Annotated in this window: 13 protein-coding genes and 1 pseudogene; 3 read left to right on the top strand and 11 right to left on the bottom strand. The window is 67.8% G+C overall.

What is annotated here, in order from left to right; translation table 11 throughout:
• Position 1: 1 nt before the first annotated feature.
• From tssM to tssJ, 4 genes are all read right to left on the bottom strand, one after another.
• Positions 2-3634, bottom strand: a complete 3633-nt coding sequence (gene tssM / locus AC3A6J_RS16825) for a type VI secretion system membrane subunit TssM (protein ID WP_487861110.1) — start codon at positions 3632-3634, stop codon at positions 2-4.
• Complete coding sequence (locus tag AC3A6J_RS16820) at positions 3634-5025, bottom strand: DotU family type VI secretion system protein (RefSeq protein WP_487861109.1); 1392 nt, start codon at positions 5023-5025, stop codon at positions 3634-3636. The genes tssM and AC3A6J_RS16820 overlap by 1 nt, the downstream gene beginning before the upstream one ends.
• A gap of 8 nt (positions 5026-5033) precedes the next feature.
• On the bottom strand, positions 5034-6329 hold the full coding sequence (gene tssK / locus AC3A6J_RS16815; protein ID WP_487861383.1) for a type VI secretion system baseplate subunit TssK: 1296 nt from the start codon (positions 6327-6329) through the stop codon (positions 5034-5036).
• Between the two features lie 243 nt (positions 6330-6572).
• The gene (tssJ, locus tag AC3A6J_RS16810; RefSeq protein ID WP_487861108.1) at positions 6573-7088 is read right to left on the bottom strand and encodes a type VI secretion system lipoprotein TssJ; all 516 of its coding nucleotides are present in this window, start codon (positions 7086-7088) and stop codon (positions 6573-6575) included.
• A 184-nt stretch (positions 7089-7272) separates the two neighbouring features.
• Between tssJ and AC3A6J_RS16805 the strand changes: the two genes are divergently transcribed.
• The 3 genes from AC3A6J_RS16805 to AC3A6J_RS16795 are packed head-to-tail and all read left to right on the top strand — an operon-like array spanning position 7273 to position 10366.
• Positions 7273-7647: a TssQ family T6SS-associated lipoprotein gene (locus AC3A6J_RS16805; protein WP_487861107.1), complete on the top strand. Its 375-nt coding sequence runs from the start codon at positions 7273-7275 to the stop codon at positions 7645-7647.
• 51 nt (positions 7648-7698) lie between these two features.
• Entirely contained in the window at positions 7699-9555 is a 1857-nt protein-coding gene (gene tagH, locus AC3A6J_RS16800; protein ID WP_487861106.1) for a type VI secretion system-associated FHA domain protein TagH, read from the top strand.
• Entirely contained in the window at positions 9548-10366 is an 819-nt protein-coding gene (locus AC3A6J_RS16795) for a PP2C family protein-serine/threonine phosphatase (protein ID WP_487861105.1), read from the top strand. The genes tagH and AC3A6J_RS16795 overlap by 8 nt, the downstream gene beginning before the upstream one ends.
• Positions 10367-10384: 18 nt before the next feature.
• On the opposite strand, the gene AC3A6J_RS16790 is transcribed toward AC3A6J_RS16795, so the two are convergent.
• The 7 genes and pseudogenes from AC3A6J_RS16790 to AC3A6J_RS16760 all read right to left on the bottom strand — a co-directional run.
• Positions 10385-10768: a DUF4150 domain-containing protein gene (locus AC3A6J_RS16790; RefSeq protein WP_487861104.1), complete on the bottom strand. Its 384-nt coding sequence runs from the start codon at positions 10766-10768 to the stop codon at positions 10385-10387.
• 44 nt (positions 10769-10812) lie between these two features.
• Complete coding sequence (locus tag AC3A6J_RS16785) at positions 10813-11523, bottom strand: DUF3540 domain-containing protein (protein ID WP_487861103.1); 711 nt, start codon at positions 11521-11523, stop codon at positions 10813-10815.
• Positions 11520-12647 (bottom strand): pentapeptide repeat-containing protein, encoded by a 1128-nt coding sequence (locus AC3A6J_RS16780; RefSeq protein WP_487861102.1) that lies wholly within the window; start codon positions 12645-12647, stop codon positions 11520-11522. The genes AC3A6J_RS16785 and AC3A6J_RS16780 overlap by 4 nt, the downstream gene beginning before the upstream one ends.
• Positions 12644-15310 (bottom strand): DUF2169 family type VI secretion system accessory protein, encoded by a 2667-nt coding sequence (locus AC3A6J_RS16775; RefSeq protein ID WP_487861101.1) that lies wholly within the window; start codon positions 15308-15310, stop codon positions 12644-12646. Before AC3A6J_RS16775 ends, AC3A6J_RS16780 begins: the two co-directional genes overlap by 4 nt.
• Positions 15307-15747: a hypothetical protein gene (locus tag AC3A6J_RS16770; RefSeq protein ID WP_487861100.1), complete on the bottom strand. Its 441-nt coding sequence runs from the start codon at positions 15745-15747 to the stop codon at positions 15307-15309. Before AC3A6J_RS16770 ends, AC3A6J_RS16775 begins: the two co-directional genes overlap by 4 nt.
• A 37-nt stretch (positions 15748-15784) precedes the next feature.
• Positions 15785-18127, bottom strand: a complete 2343-nt coding sequence (locus AC3A6J_RS16765) for a type VI secretion system Vgr family protein (protein ID WP_487861099.1) — start codon at positions 18125-18127, stop codon at positions 15785-15787.
• Between the two features lie 55 nt (positions 18128-18182).
• A pseudogene (locus tag AC3A6J_RS16760) lies at positions 18183-18792 on the bottom strand (type VI secretion system tip protein VgrG); the annotation flags it as partial.

Raw genomic sequence — 18792 nt, 5'->3', positions numbered from 1 at the left:
CTCAGGATTTCCCGGGGCACGAGAACCCGCTCATCTGGTTGAGCCGCAGCGGGTTGTAGACGCTGTTCGCGTTCACCGCGAGCACCACCTTGCGGCCCTGCAGGTCGAAGGTGGCATTGAACGATTCGGGCGCGCTGCCGGCCGAGACCGAGGCGCGGTCGAACAGCCGGTGCAGTGCCCACGGTCCCTCGGTCACGATGCCGCCGGCGGGTGTGCCGTTGGCGGTAGTCACCTGCAGCCGCACCTGGTTGCTGTTGCGCGGACCGGGCCACTTGACGGAGGCGGGCGCCTGCGGGCCGTGGGCATAGCGCACCGTCTGGCCATCGACGTCGAGCGTGAACTGCGTCAGCGCGGCGTCCATGTCCTCGGGCCGGATGTCGATGGTGAACGACGGCGTGCGCCCGCCCGCCATGCCCGAGAAGAAGACGTCGCGAATGGCCTGCGCCTTCTGAAACGAATCGAGGTAGGCCGAGCGGCCCGACGCACTGCCGTCGATGCCGCGCTTGAAGGCCCAGGGGTTGACCGAGGTGTCGACCTGCGAGGCGAGGTTCTTCTGGAAGAAGTCGTCCATCATGCCGCCCGGTGCGAACAGCTGCGCGAAGTCGCCGGCCGCCACGTCGCGCTTCGATCCGCGCGAGAACGGATAGCGCCCGGCGATGGCCCGGTTGCAGAACTGCCCGATGGTCGCGGCCGCGCTCTGGCCGATGTTCTGCCGCGTGACGGCCGCGGCCTTCGACGACGCGGTGGCCGAGAGGTCGTTGAGCATGCCCTGGAACGGCACCGGCAGGCGGCCCGCCTCGGCCTGCACCTTGGTGACCGCGTCGCTCGACGGCGGGATGTTGCCGCTGCGCAGCGCTGTGTCGGTGGCGGTGAGGAAGGTGTAGAGCTCGTTGATCAGCGCGGCGGTGGCGTCGATGGGCGCCTGCCCGCCGTTCTTCGGTGCCGTCACCATGCGGCGCAGCGGCGCGAAGTGGTTGTCCACGAGCGACTCGGGGCGGTCGGGAATCGTGTTGCGGCGCTGGCTGCCGTCGGGCTGGCCGATGAGCTGCTCGATGCGCTCGCGCGTGCTGGCCACGCGGTTCTGCGCCTGGTCGAGCAGGCTGCGCGTGGCCTCGTCATGGTTGCGCAGCAGATCGGTCTCGCGTGCCGCGCCGCGAATCAGGCGCGACATCGGCGACTCGGAGGTCGACAGCACGCGCGTCATCTGGATGCTCTGCAGCAGCGAGCGGCTGTCGGCCAGGCGGATGTCGGCCAGGTACTCGTCCCAGGTGCGGATGTAGTCGGTCAGGTAGAGCCGGCGCACCTCGCGCAGCAGCAGCTCGCGCGAGGTGATGTCGGTCATGCCGGGCGCGCGGATCTCGAGCACCCAGCGGTCTTCCTGCTCGAGCGCGAGCGTGGTCTCGGCCATGCGCTTGTCGAAGATGTCCCAGTACCCGCGGTAGGTGAAGAGCGTCGGGATGCCGTCGGTCAGCGGCTTGCCGCTCGCGCGCCGGATCACGAGCGCCGATTCGGCGCCCGCCGCCTCGGCGATGCTGAACGCATTGGGCGGGCTGGTCTGCAGCAGGATGCGCTTGAGCCGCGCATACGAGCGTTGCGCGAGCGGCATGCCCGCGAGGCGCTCGCGCGTCTCGGTGACCAGCCGCTCGTCCTTGGCGAAGGGCGAGGTCACCACGCGGCCCGCGAACAGCGCCTGCAGGTGCGTCTCGAGGTTGGTGCGCTGCTCGCGCGTGAGGCCGGCGCCGATCTTGCGGTCCACGTCGGTCAAGAGCCAAGCCTGCAGGTAGTCGGCGTCGTAGCGCTCCGCGTCGTAGAGCATCAGGTAGGCCTTGAGCGCCTCGTAGCTGTATTCGGCGTCGCTCTTCGGCGCCTCGCGCAGCGCCTGCTCCACCCGGTGCGCCGCCTGCGGCAGCAGCACGCTCTCGAGCGCGCGCTGGTAGACGCCGTCGGTCGCGGCCTGCAGCTTGTCGCCCTGGTAGAGGCCGAAGCGGTGGCCGAGCGGCGGGTCTTCGATATCGAACTCGCTCGATTTCGGCAGGTCGCGCAGGCGGTCGAGCACCGGCAGTGAACTCGCGATGTCGCTGTTCGAATCGACCACCGTCGGCAGCTCGCCGCGCGCCGCGGCCTTGTTGAAGGCCTTCGCGTTGTTGTCGACCTCGGCCACGTAGTCGCGGTTGTTGCGCCAGCTGTTCACGCAGGCGCCGAGCAGCACCACCATGAGCACGCCGATCAGCGCGTAGCCGCCGATGTCGATGGCGCGCTTGCGCCGGTACCAGCGCAGATTGGTGCCGGCGACGCCCGCGTCGCGGAAGATCACCTGCTGCAGCAGCTCCTTGAGGAAGTAGCTCTTGCCGGGCCCCGGCGGCGGCGCGGGCGGCGCGTTGACCGCGAGGTAGCGCTTGATCGCGCCCATCACGCGGTCGAAGGCGGTGCCCTCCTGCGTGCCGCTCGTGAAGTACACGCCGCGCAGCATCGGCGCGGTCTCGAACTTCGACGGATTGAACACGTCGGCCAGGAACGTGCCGAGGATGTCCTCGAAACTGGCGAACTGCTGCGGCAGCAGGTAGGCCTGCGCGCGCCGGAGCGGGTCGGGCTCGGCCGCGAGCAGTTCGGGCAGGCGCTCGTCGAGCCGCTGGTGCAGCAGCTTGTATTCCTGGTGGAAGCGCTCGCGCAGGTCGGCCTTGGCCGGATCGGCCGGGTTCTCGTCGATCGGGAAGGTGAAGCCCCAGACCTGCGAGCGCTCGGCACGCCCGAGCGAGCCGAAGTACTCGTTGAATCCCGCGAGCAGGTCGGTCTTGGTGACCATCACGTACACCGGGAAATTGATGCCCAGGTCGCTGCGCAGCTCGAGCAGCCGCTTGCGCAGCGCCATCGCATGGCGCGCGCGCTGCGCGTCGTCGGCCAGCGGCAGGTCGGCGATGCTGATCGTGAGGATCGCGCCGTTGATCGGCTGGCGCGGCCTGAACTTCTTGAGCAGCTCGAGAAAACCCTTCCACTCGCCCTCGTCGGTCTCGCGATTGCTCTCGTGCGTGGTGTAGCGCCCGGCGGTGTCGATCAGCACCGCCTCGTTGGTGAACCACCAGTCGCAGTTGCGCGTGCCGCCGATGCCGCGCACCGCGGCCTTGCCGAGCTGGTCGGCGAGCGGGAAGTCGAGGTCGGAATTGACCAGCGCGGTGGTCTTGCCCGAGCCCGGCGCGCCGATGAAGATGTACCAGGGCAGCTGGTAGAGGTACTGGCGGTCGAACACCGAGAAGCGGCCCGCGCCCTTGCCGTCGGCACCCGTGCCGAAGCGCATGTTCTTGAGAATGGCGGTGGCGTCGGTGAAGCCGCTCTGCAACTCCTTGATTTCGGGCGCGTCCTCGGGCTTGGCGGCCTTCTCCTTCGAGGGCGTGCGCAGCTGGTTGAGCAGCTGCGCATTGAGGCGCCGCTCGCGCCACTTGCGGTAGAGCACGCGCGCGATCCAGATCGCGAACATCAGCGCGATCACGACGATGCGCACGAACTCGCTTTCGAGCGGCCGGTAGCGGCCCACCGCCACGACGGGCCCGATGATCCAGATCAGGAAGGCCAGCGCCAGCAACCCGAAGAACACCCACAGGTCGCGGCTCACGATGAAACGGAAGATCGCGCGCAGCATCAGCGGGCCCCTCCCTGCGGCGCTTGCCTCGCGGCACCCGCCACGGGCGCCACCAGCAGCGTGATCTCGACGCGCCGGTTGCGCGCGCGGTTCGCCGGCGAGTCGTTGGGCACCAGCGGATCGGCCTCGCCGCGGCCTTCGGCACGCAGGCGCTCGGGCCGGTCGATGCGCTCGGCGACCATCTTCTTGACGGCATCGGCTCGCGCCTGCGAGAGCTGCCAGTTGGAAGGAAAGCGCACGCTGCGGATCGGCTGGTCGTCGCTGAAGCCGCTGATCAGCACATTGCCCTGCACCGAATTGAGCGCGTCGGCCACGCGCGCGAGCACGGGCAGGTAGCGGTCGAGCACGCGGTCCGATGCCGAGGCGAACAGGCCGTCGCCGCGCAGCACCACCACGCTGCGGTCGGCCTCGTCACGCACCGTCAGCAGGCCGTCGCGGATTTCGGGCTCGAGAAAGCGCTGCAGCCGCGGCTGCGGTGCCGGCAGCGCCACTGCGCGGTGCGTCTGCGGCAGGCGCACCGCATTGACGGCAGCGAAAGCGCCGTCGGAGCGGCCGGCGAGGCTGAAGGTGAGCAGCGCGAACACCAGCACCAGCAGCACCCCGGCGACCGCGGCCACGGCCCACAGCGGCAGCCGGTTGCGCGTGCGGCGCACCGGCGTGCTCGCATCCTGCCAGTGCGGCGACAACGGCACGGGAATCTCGCCACGTGTCTGCCGGATGATCTGCAGCAGCCGCTGCTTGAGCGTCTCGAGCTGCGTGCGGCCGTTGTCGATCACGCGGAAGCGGCCTTCGAAGCCCATCGCGAGGCAGAAATAGATCAGCTCGATCAGGTGCAGGTGCTGCTGCGGGTTCTGGACCAGGCGCGACAGCAGCTGGAAGAACTTCTCGCCGCCCCAGGTCTCGTTGTGGAACATCACGAGCAGGCTCTGCGACGACCAGATGCTGCCACCCCAGGGCGTGAGCGCAGCCGCCTCGTCGACCGCGGTGCACAGGCAGTAGCGCGCGCCGATGATCACCTCGGGCGCGATGCCGCTCTGCTGCGCGCGCGTCTCGAAGCGGCGCACCTCGTCGACCAGATGCTCGCGCAGTTGGGCCGGCGAATCATGGTGGCCGGTGGCGCGGATCTGCGGGATCAGGTCGAGCAGCGGATTGGCCGCCGCGACCAGCGGGTTGTTGCCGGCGAGCGCAGTGTCGCCCGCATGCGGGCGGCGCGCGTCGTGCCAGGCAGTGAAGGCCTGCGGCGGCTCGCCCGGGCCGCGCGAGGCGGCGGGCATGCCGGGCGCATCGCCGTGCTGGCTGCTGCCTTGGTGGTTGCCCGGGTGGGCGCCGCCGCCCGGATTCGGTGGCACGAAGCCTCCAGCACCGACGGCCATGTCGTTGACACCGCTCATAAGGTCCTTCACGGACGGATGGCCCAGAACTCCATGGCCAGCCCGGGGAAGTCGCCGGCCAGGTGCATTGCCACGCCGCCCGATTTCTCGAGCTGGCGCCACATGTCGCCGCTCTTGTCGAGTTCGAAGTAGTGATAGCCCGCGTGGTACGGAATCTGGCGCGGCGCCACCGGCAGCGGCCGCACGGTCACGCCGGGCAGCTGCAGCTGCACCAGGTCGCGGATGCGCTCGACCGAGCCGATCTTGACCTGCGTCGGAAAGCGCTGCTGCACCGCCTCGGCCGGCAGGTCGGCATGCACCGCGAGCACGAAGCCCGCATTGCGCACCAGCACCGGATCGGGCATGCGGCCTACGCGCACGCCGTGGCTTCGCTCCTCGAGCTCGATCGCGATGGCGCTCTGCTCGAGCACCGCCGAGAGCGAACGCCGCAGCTCCTCGATCAGCGGGCGGATGCTCTCGTTGAGGTTGTCGTGGTCGTACACCGGCCACACCACCGGGCGCCGCGTCGGCGAGGTGTGCGTGGCCAGATGGCAGGCGAGCTTGAGCCAGTCGACGAACAGCTGCTCGGGATGCACCTGCACGGCCTGCTGCGCATGCCAGGTGAGCGCGAGATAGCGATTGACCAGTTCGAGCAGCAGGAAGTCGGACACCTCGCTGACGCCGCCGCGGCCCGGCTGCGACAGCCGCGAGGCCAGCGCCTCGGAGCGCTGCGTGAGCAGGCCGTGCAGCTCGGCGATCATGCTGCGCAGCATCGGGTGCGTGGAGGCATCGAGCACCGGCGGTATGTAGTTGGCATCGACCACGAGCTTGTGGTCGGTGCGGCGCTCGATCACGCGCACCGCGCCGATGGCCTGCCATTCGGCCGTGAGCGACGATGCACGGGCCAGGCGCAGGCGCGGCCGCGCGAGCTGCAGCACCGCGGGGCCGAGTGCGACCGCGTTGGCGTCGGTCACCTCGCGCTCGATCACGCCGAAGCGCGCGGCCGAGCCCTCGTCCTCCGCGAAGATGACCTCTTCGCTGCCCGTCCGTCGCAGCGGCAATGCCAGCACGATCAGTTCGTCGGTCAGGTCGGTGGGTACTTCATAGGGCGGCGGCGCGTCCTCGGCGCCGAACGCGAACGGCGTGCCGTCGGGCAGCACGCCCGCGCCGCCGAGCAGCGAGATGCGGCCGAGCGCATACGCGTCGCGGTCGATCTCGAGCTGCAGCCATCCCCAGTAGGCGCCTTGCAGTCCCGCGGAGCGGCGCGTGACGTACTGCTCGACGTAGCGCTCCAGCTGCTGGAAGTGCTGCGGCCTCAGGTACATGCCTTCGGACCAAACGACGCGATTTGCCAACGCCTGCGGGTGAGCGCCTTGTCTTGCGGTGCCCGGGTTGCGAACTGTCACCAAAGAACCTCCTGGGAGTGCCCACACTGAGGCGGGATGGCCGGGTTAAGGGCATCCCGCTCGATACTGTTTTGTTCTCGGATGCTACACGGCGCTTCTTACATTTTTCACTGCATTTCGCGCACGAATTCTTCGCACTTTTGGGTTACTTCGCCAGCAGGATTAACGACTTGGTAGTAACTCGATGCCTGTTTTTCGCACGGCGATGCGCACCACCTGCTCGCTCGGCGAAAACTGCCAGACCTTGTAGAGATTGGTTTGCTTCGGCTCCTTGAGCGGCAGCACGATGCGCCAGCGTGCGGACTCCAGCCTGCGGTAGCCCGCGATGATGCCGATCGCGCGCGAGTCGAGTCCTGCCTCGCGCTTGAAGGTGCGTTGCTCGCCGCTGCGCATGATCGCCTGGTCGGCGTTCACGAGTTCCGTCGACAGCGTCTCGCGGTCGCGGTCCTGCAGTGCAAAGTAGTCTGCCGCTTCGAAGTTACCGGAAGATTTCAATTCGAAGACTTTTACGAGGATCGGTGCGGGCTGGCCGCGGCCGTCGGGATTGACGCCCTCGTCGATGCGCACGCTGACGGCATAGGGCGTGGGCAGCGACTTCGCGGTCGATGCACATCCAGCGAGGCCACCGAGCAGCGGTGTGGTGACCAATGCGCCTTGAAGAAGGATTCGTCGTTGCATATGTGATCTTCCTCTGGGTTCGCGATCTATATTATCGAAGTTGTGCGTACGCACCACTTCGTATCGCTTCGCATCGTCCGGCATCGCACGCCTGTCGCATGACAGCGGCACACTCTCTCGCGCATTGCCTTCCGCAAGTTAGGAGAAAAGATTGAAGTCATGTCTGGCCGCCCTGGCATTCACCGTGTTGTCCCTCGTCGCCGGTTGCACCGCCACGCCGCCACCCGATCCGCAACAACCCGAGCGGCTGAGCCAGCAGGTGGCACGCACCACGCTCGAACGCGCACAGCAGGCGTATGACGAAGGCGACTACGCCAAGGCCATCACCACGCTCAAGAGTGGCGGCGTGTCGGTGTTCGACGCGGCGGAACCCGGCACCCGGCTCGACGCGATGAAGCTCGAGGCCTTCAGCTACTGCGTGGCCAACCAGGTGCCCGAATGCCGCGCACAGTTCCGCAAGCTGCTCGACACCTTTCCCAACTTCGATCTCAACGTGGCCGAGCGCAAGCATCCGGTCTGGGGCCCTGCCTTCGAGGCCGCGAAGCGGATGAAGCGCTGAGACGCCGTGAACGAACGAGCAGCATCAGCTCGACATGAACATGGAGACGCCATGCGCTGGACCGTGATCGAACATGCCGGCAAGCCGGTGGCCTCGGGACCCTCGGCATTGCTTGCCATGCCGGGCGGCACCATCGGCCGCAGCCCCGACAACCACCTGGTGCTGCCCGACGCGCAGCGCCAGATCTCGCGCCTGCAGGCCACCGTGCGCTTCGACGATACCGGCACCGCCGTGCTGCGCAACATGAGCGCAGTGCTGCCGATCGTCGTCAATGGGCGCACGCTGGCGCACGAGCAGGAGTCGCCGGTCGCCGATGGCGACCGCGTGACCATCGGCAGCTACGTGCTCGAGGCCGCGAGCGGGACACGCGCCGCGGCTGCTGCCGTCGATGCGCCAGCGATGCCGATGCCCGCAGCGGCCGCACCCGCGCGCGACATGCAGGTACCGCCCACGGTGGCGCCCGCGCCCATCGATGCGCTGTTGCCTTCGACGCCGGTCTCCGATGTGTTCTCGGACCTCTTCGGCGCAGGCGCGCTGCCGATCGGCGATGCGCAGCCGGTGAGCGCTGCGCCGGTGCCGGCGCCCGCACCCGCAGTGGTGCCGCCACCACCGCCACCACCACTGCCATCTCCGCCGGCACCGGCACCGATCGCCTGCCCTGCCACGGCGGCAGCGCAGGTACCCACCGCCGCCGACTGGGACGCGATCCTTGCCAACGCCCCGCGCCGAGCGCCGAGCGCCGAACCCGAGCCGATGCCCGACCCGATGGCGCACGAGCCTTTCGAGCTGCCCTCGCAGGCGCGCAGGAACCCGGCCGATCCGCTGGCCGAGCTGAACCCGCATGCGGCCGGTGGCATCTCCGACGTGGCGCTCAAGCGCGGCATGGACCCGCTGTCGTTCTTTGCGGGCGACAGCAGTGCGCCCTCGCCGCTGTCCGATCCGCGCCCGACCGCGCTCACGCACGACGATCCGCTCAGCGACGTGCATCCCGCGATCGACCTGCTGGCCCGACCGCCAGCGCCCGCGGCCTACGCCAGCCATTCGGACCATGCGCGCGAAGTGACCGCGCAGTTCAGGCCGCCCGATCCGGTGGCGTTCGAGCCGGCGAAGCCCCAGCCCGCGAAATCTGAAATAAAGGCCGCCGAAGCGACGGTCGAAGTGCCGGCACCTGCGCCCGTCGCGATCGTCGCACCGGTCCAGCCCCCAGCCCCAGTCGCGCCCGCCATTGCGCCTGCACCGGAACCTGTCCCCGAACCTCCGCCACCCGAACCGTTGGCCAGCCCGCCGCCGATGGCTGCGACGTCGAACGACGACCTCTTCCGCGCATTCCTCGAAGGCGCCGGCGTGCCCGACGTCGCGGGCCAGCAGCCGTGCGATGCCGAGGCCATGCGCCGGCTCGGCCGGCTGATGCGCGCATTCACCGACGGCACCATCGAGCTGCTGTCGTCGCGCGCCATGCTCAAGCGCGAGGTGCGCGCCGAGATCACGATGATCGTCGACGAGGAGAACAACCCGTTCAAGATCCTGCCCAACGGCCGCGCCGTGCTGATGCAGATGTTCGGCGCGCGCATGCCGGGCTTCCTGCCGCCCGAGGCCGCCGTGCACGATGCGCTCGGCGACCTGCAGTCGCACCAGCTCGGCATGGTGGCCGGCATGCGCGCCGCGCTGCTCACCGTGCTCCAGCGCTTCGATCCCGGCGCCCTCGCGAGCGAGACGCCGCACGACGGCGGGCTCGGCGAGAAGCTGCTGCCCGGCGGACGCGAGGCGCGCCTGTGGCGCCAGCTGCAGAAGCTGCATGCCGAGACCACGGCGGCGGTGGAAGACGACTTCCAGGCCGTCTTCGGCCGGGCTTTCCAGCAGGCCTACGACAAGGAGATGGAACGCTTGAAGGAGGCCCGCCGTGCTTGAAGCCACGCGCACCGTGTCGTCGATTCCGATCTCGACCTCGCAGTTCTCCTGCGTGGGCGAGCGCAGCGGCAACCAGGACGCCATCGGCTACCACCTCGACGACCACAGCGCCTGCTTCGTCGTGAGCGACGGCGTCGGCGGCAACGCGGGCGGCGAACTGGCCGCGCGCATCGCGGTCGACACCGCACTCGACACCTTCGTCGACCATCCTTCGGTCGCGCAGGAGGACATCCAGCATGCCGTAAAGCGGGCCAACGACGCCATCCTCGCGAAGCAGCGCGAGCTGGCCGACCAGAACCGCATGAGCGCGACCATCGTCTCGCTGTTCGTCGACCGCGCGAGCGGCCAGGCCTGCTGGGCCCACGTGGGCGACAGCCGCCTCTACTGGTTCCGCCGCGGCGCGCTCATGCAGCGCACCGAGGACCACAGCCTGTCCGAACGCTCGGGCGAGGCCGCGATCGGCAGCGGCACCAACGGCGGCGAGCGCCTGGTGAAGACCAACCTGCTGTACCGCGCGCTCGGCGCGCGGGCCACGGCCGAGACCACGGTCTCGACGCCGCAGCGCCTGGCCGACGGCGACGCCTTCCTGCTGTGCACCGACGGGCTCTGGCAGCTCATCTCGCAGCAGGTGATGGAGCGCTCGCTGCAGCTCGCCGCGAGCGCCGAGGAATGGCTCGCGCTGCTACGCCGCGCGGCCGAGGCCAAGGCCGACGACGCGCGCGACAACTACTCGGCGCTGGCGGTGTGGGTGGGGTTTCCGCAGCAGGTGACGCTGGCCGGGACGGCGCGGCCGGGGGCGGCGGGCGGCTGAGGTTGCATTGCCGGCGACTCAGGCGCAGAGGTTCACGCTGGTGAGCTGGGGCGGCGTCGCGAGGATGCCGTTCGCGTTGCCGCGGTTCTGCTTGGTAAAGCTCGTCACGCGCGTGGCCGGGGACCCTTTGATCAGGAAGGTGTTGGAGGCAGTGATCTTCTTCGACTGTCCCATGACGCTGGGCACGCGGACACCGAGTCCGATCCCCGCGGTGTCGCCGAAGGTCAGCGGAATCTTGGTCTTCTTGTTGTGCGCCATCATGCAGGACCAGAAGATGTTCGGCACGTTGGGGATCGCCATCAGGCCCAGCCCGATGTCGATGTGAGGGATGGGAACGGCCGGTGTCTTGCAGACGTCCGGGAATCCAAGATCCAGACTGGGGCCTTGCGCGGCAAAGAACATCTCGGCTCTCCTTCAAAAAAAGTTTCGTTGCTTGGACGGGCTTCTCAGCCCATGTGGATCTGCTTGGCATCGGCCTTGATCAGATCCTTGGCCGTGACCACGGTGTTTCTTCCATGCACCCGCGCCATCTCGCTGGCCTGGTAGTCGATCTGGCCCGCGTGCAGCTGGTCCACGCCCTCGGTCATGCGAAAGGCCGACTTGCTCAGGTGCACGAGGCGGTCGACGATGGCCTCGTAGACGCGGCCGACGATGCGCATGTTCAGCACGGTCGCGCGCGCTTCCACGCCCTGGTAGCTCATCCGGCCGACCTGGCAGTCGGCCGCCTGCGCGTCGAGGCGCAGTTGCGCGGTGTCCATGCGCAGAGCGCGTGGACCGCTCAGGTGCAAGTCTGTGGCGCCCTGCAGCGTGACCGCACCGCGCTGCGAAGCCACTGTGAGATCGCCGGCCACCTCGATGTGGGCGACCCCGGCATCGGCCTGCTCGGCCACGGCGGTCAGGTACAGGCGCTGCGCGTCGGGACCGCTGACGAGCACGATGTCACCGATCTCCGGCCGCAGCAGGCAGCTGGCGGCGCGCAGGCACCGCAGCATGCGCCCGTCGCTGTCCACGCTGTGGATGCCTCCAGGCAGGATGGCCGTCACTGTGCCCAGCGCATTGACAACGCCGCCGCCCCCGGGCTTGAGCGCAGCGGCCGCAGAGCGCAGTTCGCCGCCTGCGGGTGTCGGGTCGGAAGCTGTACGTCGGAATGTCGTCATCTCTGGGAATCCTTCTCTGCGGCCTGTGCGCTCGTGTCCGGCTCGCCGCGAGACCGGGGTGGATCGCGGTGGCTGGGCCGGCGCGCCGAATAGGCCTCGGCCTCGTACAACGCATCTTCCTTGAGCAGCAGGCCGCCGCGGTCGGAGAACTGCGTGCCTTCGAGCACCGCGCGGTGCACCTTGGTGCGCATCAGTGTGGCGCCCCGGAAATCGGCTTCGCGCAGATCGGCATAGGAAAAGTCGGCGTAGGCGAGCCGCGCTTCCGAAAACCTCGCATCGCCGCATTGCGCACGGTGGAAGACGCATTGTTCCAGGTGCGCGCCGGACAGGTCGGCACCGGGCAGCCGGGCATCGGCCCAGACGCTCTGGAAGAAGTGGCCGCCGTTGAAGGACACGCCGCCGAGGTTGGCCCCCACGAACACGCTGTGCGCCGCCGCCGCACGTCGGAACGAACCGCCCTCGATCCGCGCTCCCTTGAAGTTGCACTGGCGCAGCGTCGCTTCGTCGAAGTCGCAGGCAGCCAGGTTGGCATCGGGAAACTGGCAGAGATTGAATGTCTGCCCGCGAAACACCTGCCCCGACAGATCGCACTCGGAAAAGATGCAGCGTTCGAAGCTGCAGCGCGCGAACACCGCGGTGCGCAGGTCGGCCTGATAGAAGGTGGCGCCGTCGAGCAGCGATCCGGAAAAATCCGTCCGGTCGAGCCGCGCCCCATAGAACACCAGCATTTCGGACTTGATGTCGCGCAGCGAAGTCCCCGCCAGGTCGCAATTGGAAATGCCGATCACATCGCCCTCGACACCGTCGAAGCGCGCGTCGGCGAGCTGCGTGTCGTAGAAGCTCGTGCCATTCATGGTGGCGCCGGCCATCGCGGCGCCGGATGCGTTCACGCGATGGAAGTTGCAGCGGTCCAGCACGGCGCGCTCGAGCGTGGCACGGCTCAGTCCGCAGGTCGCGAAGGCGCTGCCCTTGAGGTTCGCGCCCGACAGGTCCGCGCCAGTGAAGTCGCTCTCGATGAACATGCCGCCTGACAGGTCGAGGCCGCGGAAATCCATGCCAGCCAGGTTCTGGTCGACGATTTCCTGCCCGCGCTTGACCATGGTCTGCACCTCCTTCGGCGTCATCGCGCGCCCTCTTGCGCCTTGCGCCGCGGCACCGTGACCACGTTGACCGTGTAGGCCTCGTCGAAGCGCGTGGTGTCGTCGATCAGGCACTGGGACAGGTCGGCCTGGAACAGGTTGGCGCGGTGGAAATCAGTGGCAACGAGGATGGCCTTGCTGAAGTCGGCCTCGATCAGGCTCACGTCGACCAGCGACGCAGCGGTGAGATCGGTGCGCACGAATTCGGAACCGTCGGCGTTCGCGCCGTCGAGCCGGGCGCCACGCATCGACGCATCGGTGAAGTCGGTGTTGTCGAGCCTCGCATCGCGGAAGTCGGCCTCGTCGAGGCGGATCGACTGCAGGTTGCATTCGACCAGCGTAGCGCCCTGGAAGTCGGCCTTGTGCAGGTCGCTCGATCCCACGAAACAGGTCGCAACGAGGCGCGCATCGGAGAAGTCCATGGCCTCGGTGCAGTCGGTGTCGGTCCAGTCGCAGGTGTCGAGCGTGGCCCCACGGAAGCGCAGCCCGCCGGCCTGGCATTCGATCCAGGCCACCTTGTGGAATCTGGCGCCTTCGAAATCCAATCCTTTCAGCCGGGTGCCCTCGGTGAAGCTCAAGTTCCGCAGTTGCGCACGCTCGAAGCCGCAGTTCTCCCACACCACGCCCGCGGCCTCATGGAGGTCGAAAAATGCGTCGGCGAATCTGCAGCCGTGCGCGGCCATGCCTTCGAGTTGGGTGGACTCGAAGCGCGCACCGGTGAAATCCGCGTTCTCGCACCGCACCAGGGACAGGTTCGCGTCCTTGAGGTTCACTTGCTGCATTGAAGTGCCGACCAGGCGCGCGCGCGCGAGCAGCGCGTCCGACAAGTCGCCGCCATCGAGCTTGCTGCCGCTGAGATCGGCGCACTCCAGCATCGCGCGGTGCCAGCATGCGCCGCGCAGGTCCATCCCCGTGAGATCCGCGCCCGTGAGGTCCATGTCGGACAGGTCTCGCGTGCCGGCCATCCGACGCTCGACTTCCATGCGCGTCTCGGCCGACCGCGCTTCGGACATCGGGTCCGCCGCATCCTGGTGTTGTGCCGTGCGGCGGTAGTTCTCGAGCAACTGGCGTGCGGCATCGTCGTGAACCTCGCGCAACTGCGCGATCTGCTCGGGCGTCGGCGAGAAGCCGCTGCCGTCGGATTGGGCGACGATGCTTTCGATGCGGGACCACCTGTCCACATTCGGAGGTCCCTTCTGCGACGACGATTCGACCTGTTGCATCAGGGTCGACGTGTCGAAGCCCGCCTTGCGCGAATGCTCGGCATTGGCCTTTGCGGCCTCGTCGAGCTCCTGGCGCGCCGCCTCGATCTTCTGGCGGTGCTCCTCGATGAGCGCCTTGCGCTGGGCCATGTAGGCCGGCAGTTCGCGCAGCGTGGGCGCCTTCTCCATCAGGTCGACGGCGGGCGGCTCCTCCTGCGCGGCCGGGCCGAGGCCCGAGGACCTGAACGACACCTTCATGCGCTCGCGCTCATAGTCGGCGCGCGCCTGCACATTGCGCCGCATCGGAGATTCCTCGAGCTCCGCGTCGAGCTCAGGCCACGGGCCGATGATCGGATCGGGCAACAACAGGTCATCGCGCATGCCGTAGAGCGCGCGGTCTTCCGACTCGCAGCGCAGCACCAGCACGTCGCGCCAGGCATCGAGTCCCTGAGGCGGCATGGCCGCCTCCTCCATGGCGATCATGGCGTGCGTGACGTCTGCCGCGTCGTCCTGTTCGACCTCCACGAAGCCGTGATAGATCAGGCCCATGCGCTCCAGATGCGGAAAGAACCAGGCGGTGGTCAGGCGCATCGGCACGTCGTGCAGGGTGCCTTCGTCGAGCTTCACGCTGTTGATCGGGCCGCGCACGACGATGGCACGCGCGCGCCAGTCGGGCACCCGCCCGTGCAGCACCGTGCGGTCGGGATGCAGGTTCCAGAGCTCGAACTCCTTGCCCGCGAGTTCGCCGTCGTCACGCCCGAACCATTGGTCCGGCGGCGCGACATTGAAGAAGGCCCAGTCCATGTCCTGCGCGAAGCCGGGGTAGAGCTCGTTCTGCCAATGCGCGTCGTACTGGCGGCCCAGCCGGTCCGCACGCGAGGGCCGCGTGGCCTCTACGGGCCCGAACCCCGCTGGCTGCACGGTCTGGTCGGGGCGCTGCACGCGGGCGCGCGGATCCTCGACGTTCGGAAGGCGCTGCACCTGGACGCCACCCACCTGCTCCTGCGCATGCCCGATGCCGCACGGGTTCTCGGCCAATCCCGGACCGCCAAAGGCATGGTCCCAGTCGATGCGCATCGACTCGAAGGGCTGCGGCGCACTCGGCCGGCCATCGATCCAGAAGCGGTCGCCGAAGACCAGCAGGTCCTTCTGCCGCTCGCCGACGCGCACCCGGACCGCGCATTGCGTCTTGTCCTGCTCCCGACGGGTATAGGCCGCGCCCGTGACGAGGAATTCCGGATGCAGCTTGGGCATGCCCAGGTCGAACGCGCCGTCGGTGCCGACCTCCTCGCCGAAGATCTTCCAGCACGCCTGCTCCGAGACGAGTCGGGCGTCGCCGTCGAGGCGATCTGTCATCGCGATGGCGGTCACGGCCAGCCAGTGGCGTCCGTCGTTGGCAAAGGGCCGGGTCAGCATGCCCAGACGCAAGGGCTTGATGATTTTCATGCGTCGATCGTGGAGCGAATCTCGAGTTGCACGCGATCACGGTCCACCGCGACGCGCAACGTCGGGTTCTTGGCATAGACGATCGGCAGCGGACGGCCGCCCGAGAAGTTGGCCAGCAGTTCCTGGTCGATGAAGGTTCGCAGGGTCACGCGGTGGTTCTCGCCGTCCGAATCTGTGAACGCGATCAGCATCTCCGCGGCCGCCATGTTCGGTGAGTCTCCGCGCCAGGTCACCAGACGGAAGCCGGGCCGCGCCAGCGCCAGGATCTCGGCGACCGCGCGCGCGCCGTCGTGCCGCAGCGCCTCCCACTCCTCCTCCTCCCGGACATGCACCGCCTTGGTCGCGCTGCCGGCGCGAAAGACGCGGGAGCTGCCGAGCGTGGACACCAACAGGACCGCGACACCGACGACGGCGACCGCTATTTCCAGCCATCTCATGATCTGCATCCGCTGCGACTCCCTTGTTGCGATGGCTTCACTTCTCGACGTCGAGCGCGCTCTTTACGAATTGCGCCGCTCCAGCAACGATCAATATCGGATCAAGCCAGAAATGGTAGTGGCCGAGTTCCTGCCTGTTCACTGCCTGCACCCAGTTGACGGCCGAGATGTTCACGAATGCCCCCCTCTGCAGCAGCGTGTTACGCACCGCGAGCTGGATCTTGGCCGTGTAGGAGTCGGCCGATGCCGCCACGAACAGGGCCTGGTGGCCGATGCCTTCCTTGACCGCATGGAGCCACCACTTCGTATCCAACGAGTTGACGGTCTTGACCGGCGTATTCTCGATATCGACGCCGGTCACATTGATCTTGAGTGTGCCTGGCACATTGATCGTATGGTCACTGCCGGACAGATGAAAAATGGTCGGCGCGAAGATCACTTTCGGTCCGGTCACGGTGGTGATCTTGCTTCCCTGGACCAATGTCATGTCCACCGCGTTCACCACCTCCACCCGGGCCGCGCCGGTGATGCGGATGTCCGCTCCGCTGACCAGGCGCAGCACACTGCCGTTGATCGTCACCACCACTTCGCCATTGATGGTCTCGGTGATGCCGCCGGTGACCGTGCGCGTCTCGCCGCCCGTGATGGTCTCGGTGGCACCACCCGTGATCGTGCGTTCCTCGCCGCCCGCCACCATTTCGGTCGCCCCGCCCGTCACGGTTCGCTCCTCGCCGCCGTCGATGGTCTCCACCGCGCCGCCCGTGATGTGCCGCTCCTCGCCCGCCTCGTAGGTGGCCGACTCGTGGCCCTTGACCAGCGTGGTGCGCGTCTTCCCGGTCGTGTGCGTCTCGTCGCCCTCCACCTCCACGTCGAGGTTGCGCTCGGCATGCAGCAGGATCTGCTCGGCGCCCATCTTGTCCTCGAACGCGATGGCGTTCGCATTCGCGGGCGAGCCGCCCTTGGTCGAGCGCGACACGATGCCGCTCCGGGTGGCCTCGCCCGGCAGGTCGAACGGCGGCATCTGGTCGGCGTTGTAGACACGGCCGACGATGATGGGCCGATCGACGCGGCCCGCGATGAAGTCGACCACGACCTCCTGGCCGATACGCGGCACGTGCACGGTGCCGTAGCCATCGCCCGCCCAGGCCTGCGAAACGCGCACCCAGGCTGAACTGTTCTCGTTGCGCCGGCCCTCGCGGTCCCAGTGAAACTGAAGCTTCACGCGCCCGAATTCATCGGTCCAGATCTCCTCGCCCTCGGGGCCCACCACGGTCGCGGTCTGCGGCCCGCTCGTGTGCGGCAACGGCGTTTGCCGTGGTGCGCGATAGGGGCTGTCCGCGGGCTGCGCGACGAAATCGAAGCTGTACATGCCCGGTGCGCCGCCTGTTGTGTAGCCGCCCTCGCGCAACGCGTAGGCCACCGAGACGATCAGGTGCTCGCGGTTGTCGTCCGTGCGCGGTGCGTTGCGCATGGTGAATTTGGCGCCCGGCGCCATGCCGCGCACGCTGGCGTGGCCGGTGCTGCGCGAGGCCAGCGACTGCGCCTCTTCGAGCCGCACGCGCGCATAGTGCTCGGCTTGACCAGCGTCGACGTAGTCCCCGAGCCACTCGTACATGTCGTGGCTGGCGTTGTCGTGCGCGCGCGGCAGGCTGCGCGTGCTGCCGAGGTCGCCCTGCGGCATGGTGAAGTTGAAGTCGTCCACCGCATAGCTGCCCGTGCGGATTTCCTCGGTCACCTGCCAGTCGTCGATGACCTCCATGTCCTCGTCGATGCCGCGGTCGGCTGCGAAGTAGTCGATGGTCTCGTAGCCCGGCATCGGCTCGTGCGCACCCGCGTCGTCGGCCAGCACCAGGGTATGGCGGCCCTTCTCGTGCTTGAACCAGTAATAGATGCCCTCCAGCTCCATCAGCCGGCTCACGAAGTCGAGGTCGCTCTCGTTGTATTGCGCGCAGTACACCCACTGCCGGTAGCTGCCGCTGAGCTTCTTCTCGAACGCGAAGCCGTAGGCGCCGAACACTTCTTCGAGGATGTCGACCACCGACTTGCCCTGGAAGATCCTGCTGCCGCTCGAGAACGAGAGATACCAGAGCCAGGGCCGCAGTACGGCGCGGTAGACCGTGTGGCGCGAGCTCCCGCCTTCCCGGCCCACCTTCGAGAAACGCACCACCTGACCATCGAGGAAACGCGGGCCGCCGACGGCGGTCTTGATCTCCAGCGACACCGACTTTCCGAGAAGGGTCTTGGGATCGATCGCCACGTCCGTGCTGAGCAACTCGAGCTCGAACTCGTAGGGTTGCGAAAGGCTCTCGAAACCTTGCATCGAGCGCAGCAGCAGTTGGTCTTCGCCCAGTGGAGAGTGGGTCTTCACGATGCGGTCCATGGGCTCGAGAACTCCTGATGGGTGGTTGTGTAAGGCCGGCCGCGATGCAGCGGGATCATTTTTTCTTCGTCAGGTAGACACACGACAGGTGCAGCTTGCAGAAGCCGACGTTCAATCCCTCCTTCTTCGAACTGCGCGCCGAGGTCTCGAACTTGACCGGCGCATCGAGCAGAAAATTCGTCGCCCTGTTGGTGAACCAGCCGTTGATTTGCGTGTTGAGCCCGCAGGCCTGCAGCTTGAGCCCATAGAAATCGGTCGCCAGAACGATCGCCCGTACGTGCTGATTGGACCAACGCAGGACATTGCATTTGAGCCACGTCTCATCGGCGACGTTGAGGATGCTGTGGGGCGATCTGGTGATGCTGACCGTCGCGTTGAGCGTGTAGGTGCTCGTGGTGTCGACGTGCTGCGTCGTGTGATAGAGGATGATCGGCGCCACCACGACCTTGGGGCCGGTGACCGAGGTGCAGTCGGCCCCGTTCACCTGCTTGAGGTCCATTGCATGAACCCTCTCGATGCGCCCACTGCGGGTGATGCGCAGATCCGCACCGTTCAGGAGCCGGACGCTGCCTCCATTCACCGTCAGCGTCACGCCGCCATTGACCGTCTCGGTCAGCCCACCGGTGACCATGCGCGTCTCGCCACCCGTGATCGTCTCGGTCGCA

The sequence above is a fragment of the Variovorax sp. Soil_C_39 genome (assembly GCF_057656815.1).
Note: the sequence above shows the minus strand (reverse complement) of the source record. Positions and strands in the feature narration are given on the sequence as shown.

Bases quoted from the DNA above. Each gene is read 5' to 3' on its own strand.
- tssM (WP_487861110.1), bottom strand. From the start codon at position 3,634: ATGCTGCGCGCGATCTTCCGTTTCATCGTGAGCCGCGACCTGTGGGTG.
- AC3A6J_RS16820 (WP_487861109.1), bottom strand. From the start codon at position 5,025: ATGAGCGGTGTCAACGACATGGCCGTCGGTGCTGGAGGCTTCGTGCCA.
- tssJ (WP_487861108.1), bottom strand. From the start codon at position 7,088: ATGCAACGACGAATCCTTCTTCAAGGCGCATTGGTCACCACACCGCTG.
- AC3A6J_RS16775 (WP_487861101.1), bottom strand. From the start codon at position 15,310: ATGAAAATCATCAAGCCCTTGCGTCTGGGCATGCTGACCCGGCCCTTT.
- tssK (WP_487861383.1), bottom strand. From the start codon at position 6,329: ATGTACCTGAGGCCGCAGCACTTCCAGCAGCTGGAGCGCTACGTCGAG.
- tagH (WP_487861106.1), top strand. From the start codon at position 7,699: ATGCGCTGGACCGTGATCGAACATGCCGGCAAGCCGGTGGCCTCGGGA.
- AC3A6J_RS16780 (WP_487861102.1), bottom strand. From the start codon at position 12,647: ATGACGCCGAAGGAGGTGCAGACCATGGTCAAGCGCGGGCAGGAAATC.
- AC3A6J_RS16790 (WP_487861104.1), bottom strand. From the start codon at position 10,768: ATGTTCTTTGCCGCGCAAGGCCCCAGTCTGGATCTTGGATTCCCGGAC.
- AC3A6J_RS16770 (WP_487861100.1), bottom strand. From the start codon at position 15,747: ATGAGATGGCTGGAAATAGCGGTCGCCGTCGTCGGTGTCGCGGTCCTG.
- AC3A6J_RS16765 (WP_487861099.1), bottom strand. From the start codon at position 18,127: ATGGACCGCATCGTGAAGACCCACTCTCCACTGGGCGAAGACCAACTG.
- AC3A6J_RS16785 (WP_487861103.1), bottom strand. From the start codon at position 11,523: ATGACGACATTCCGACGTACAGCTTCCGACCCGACACCCGCAGGCGGC.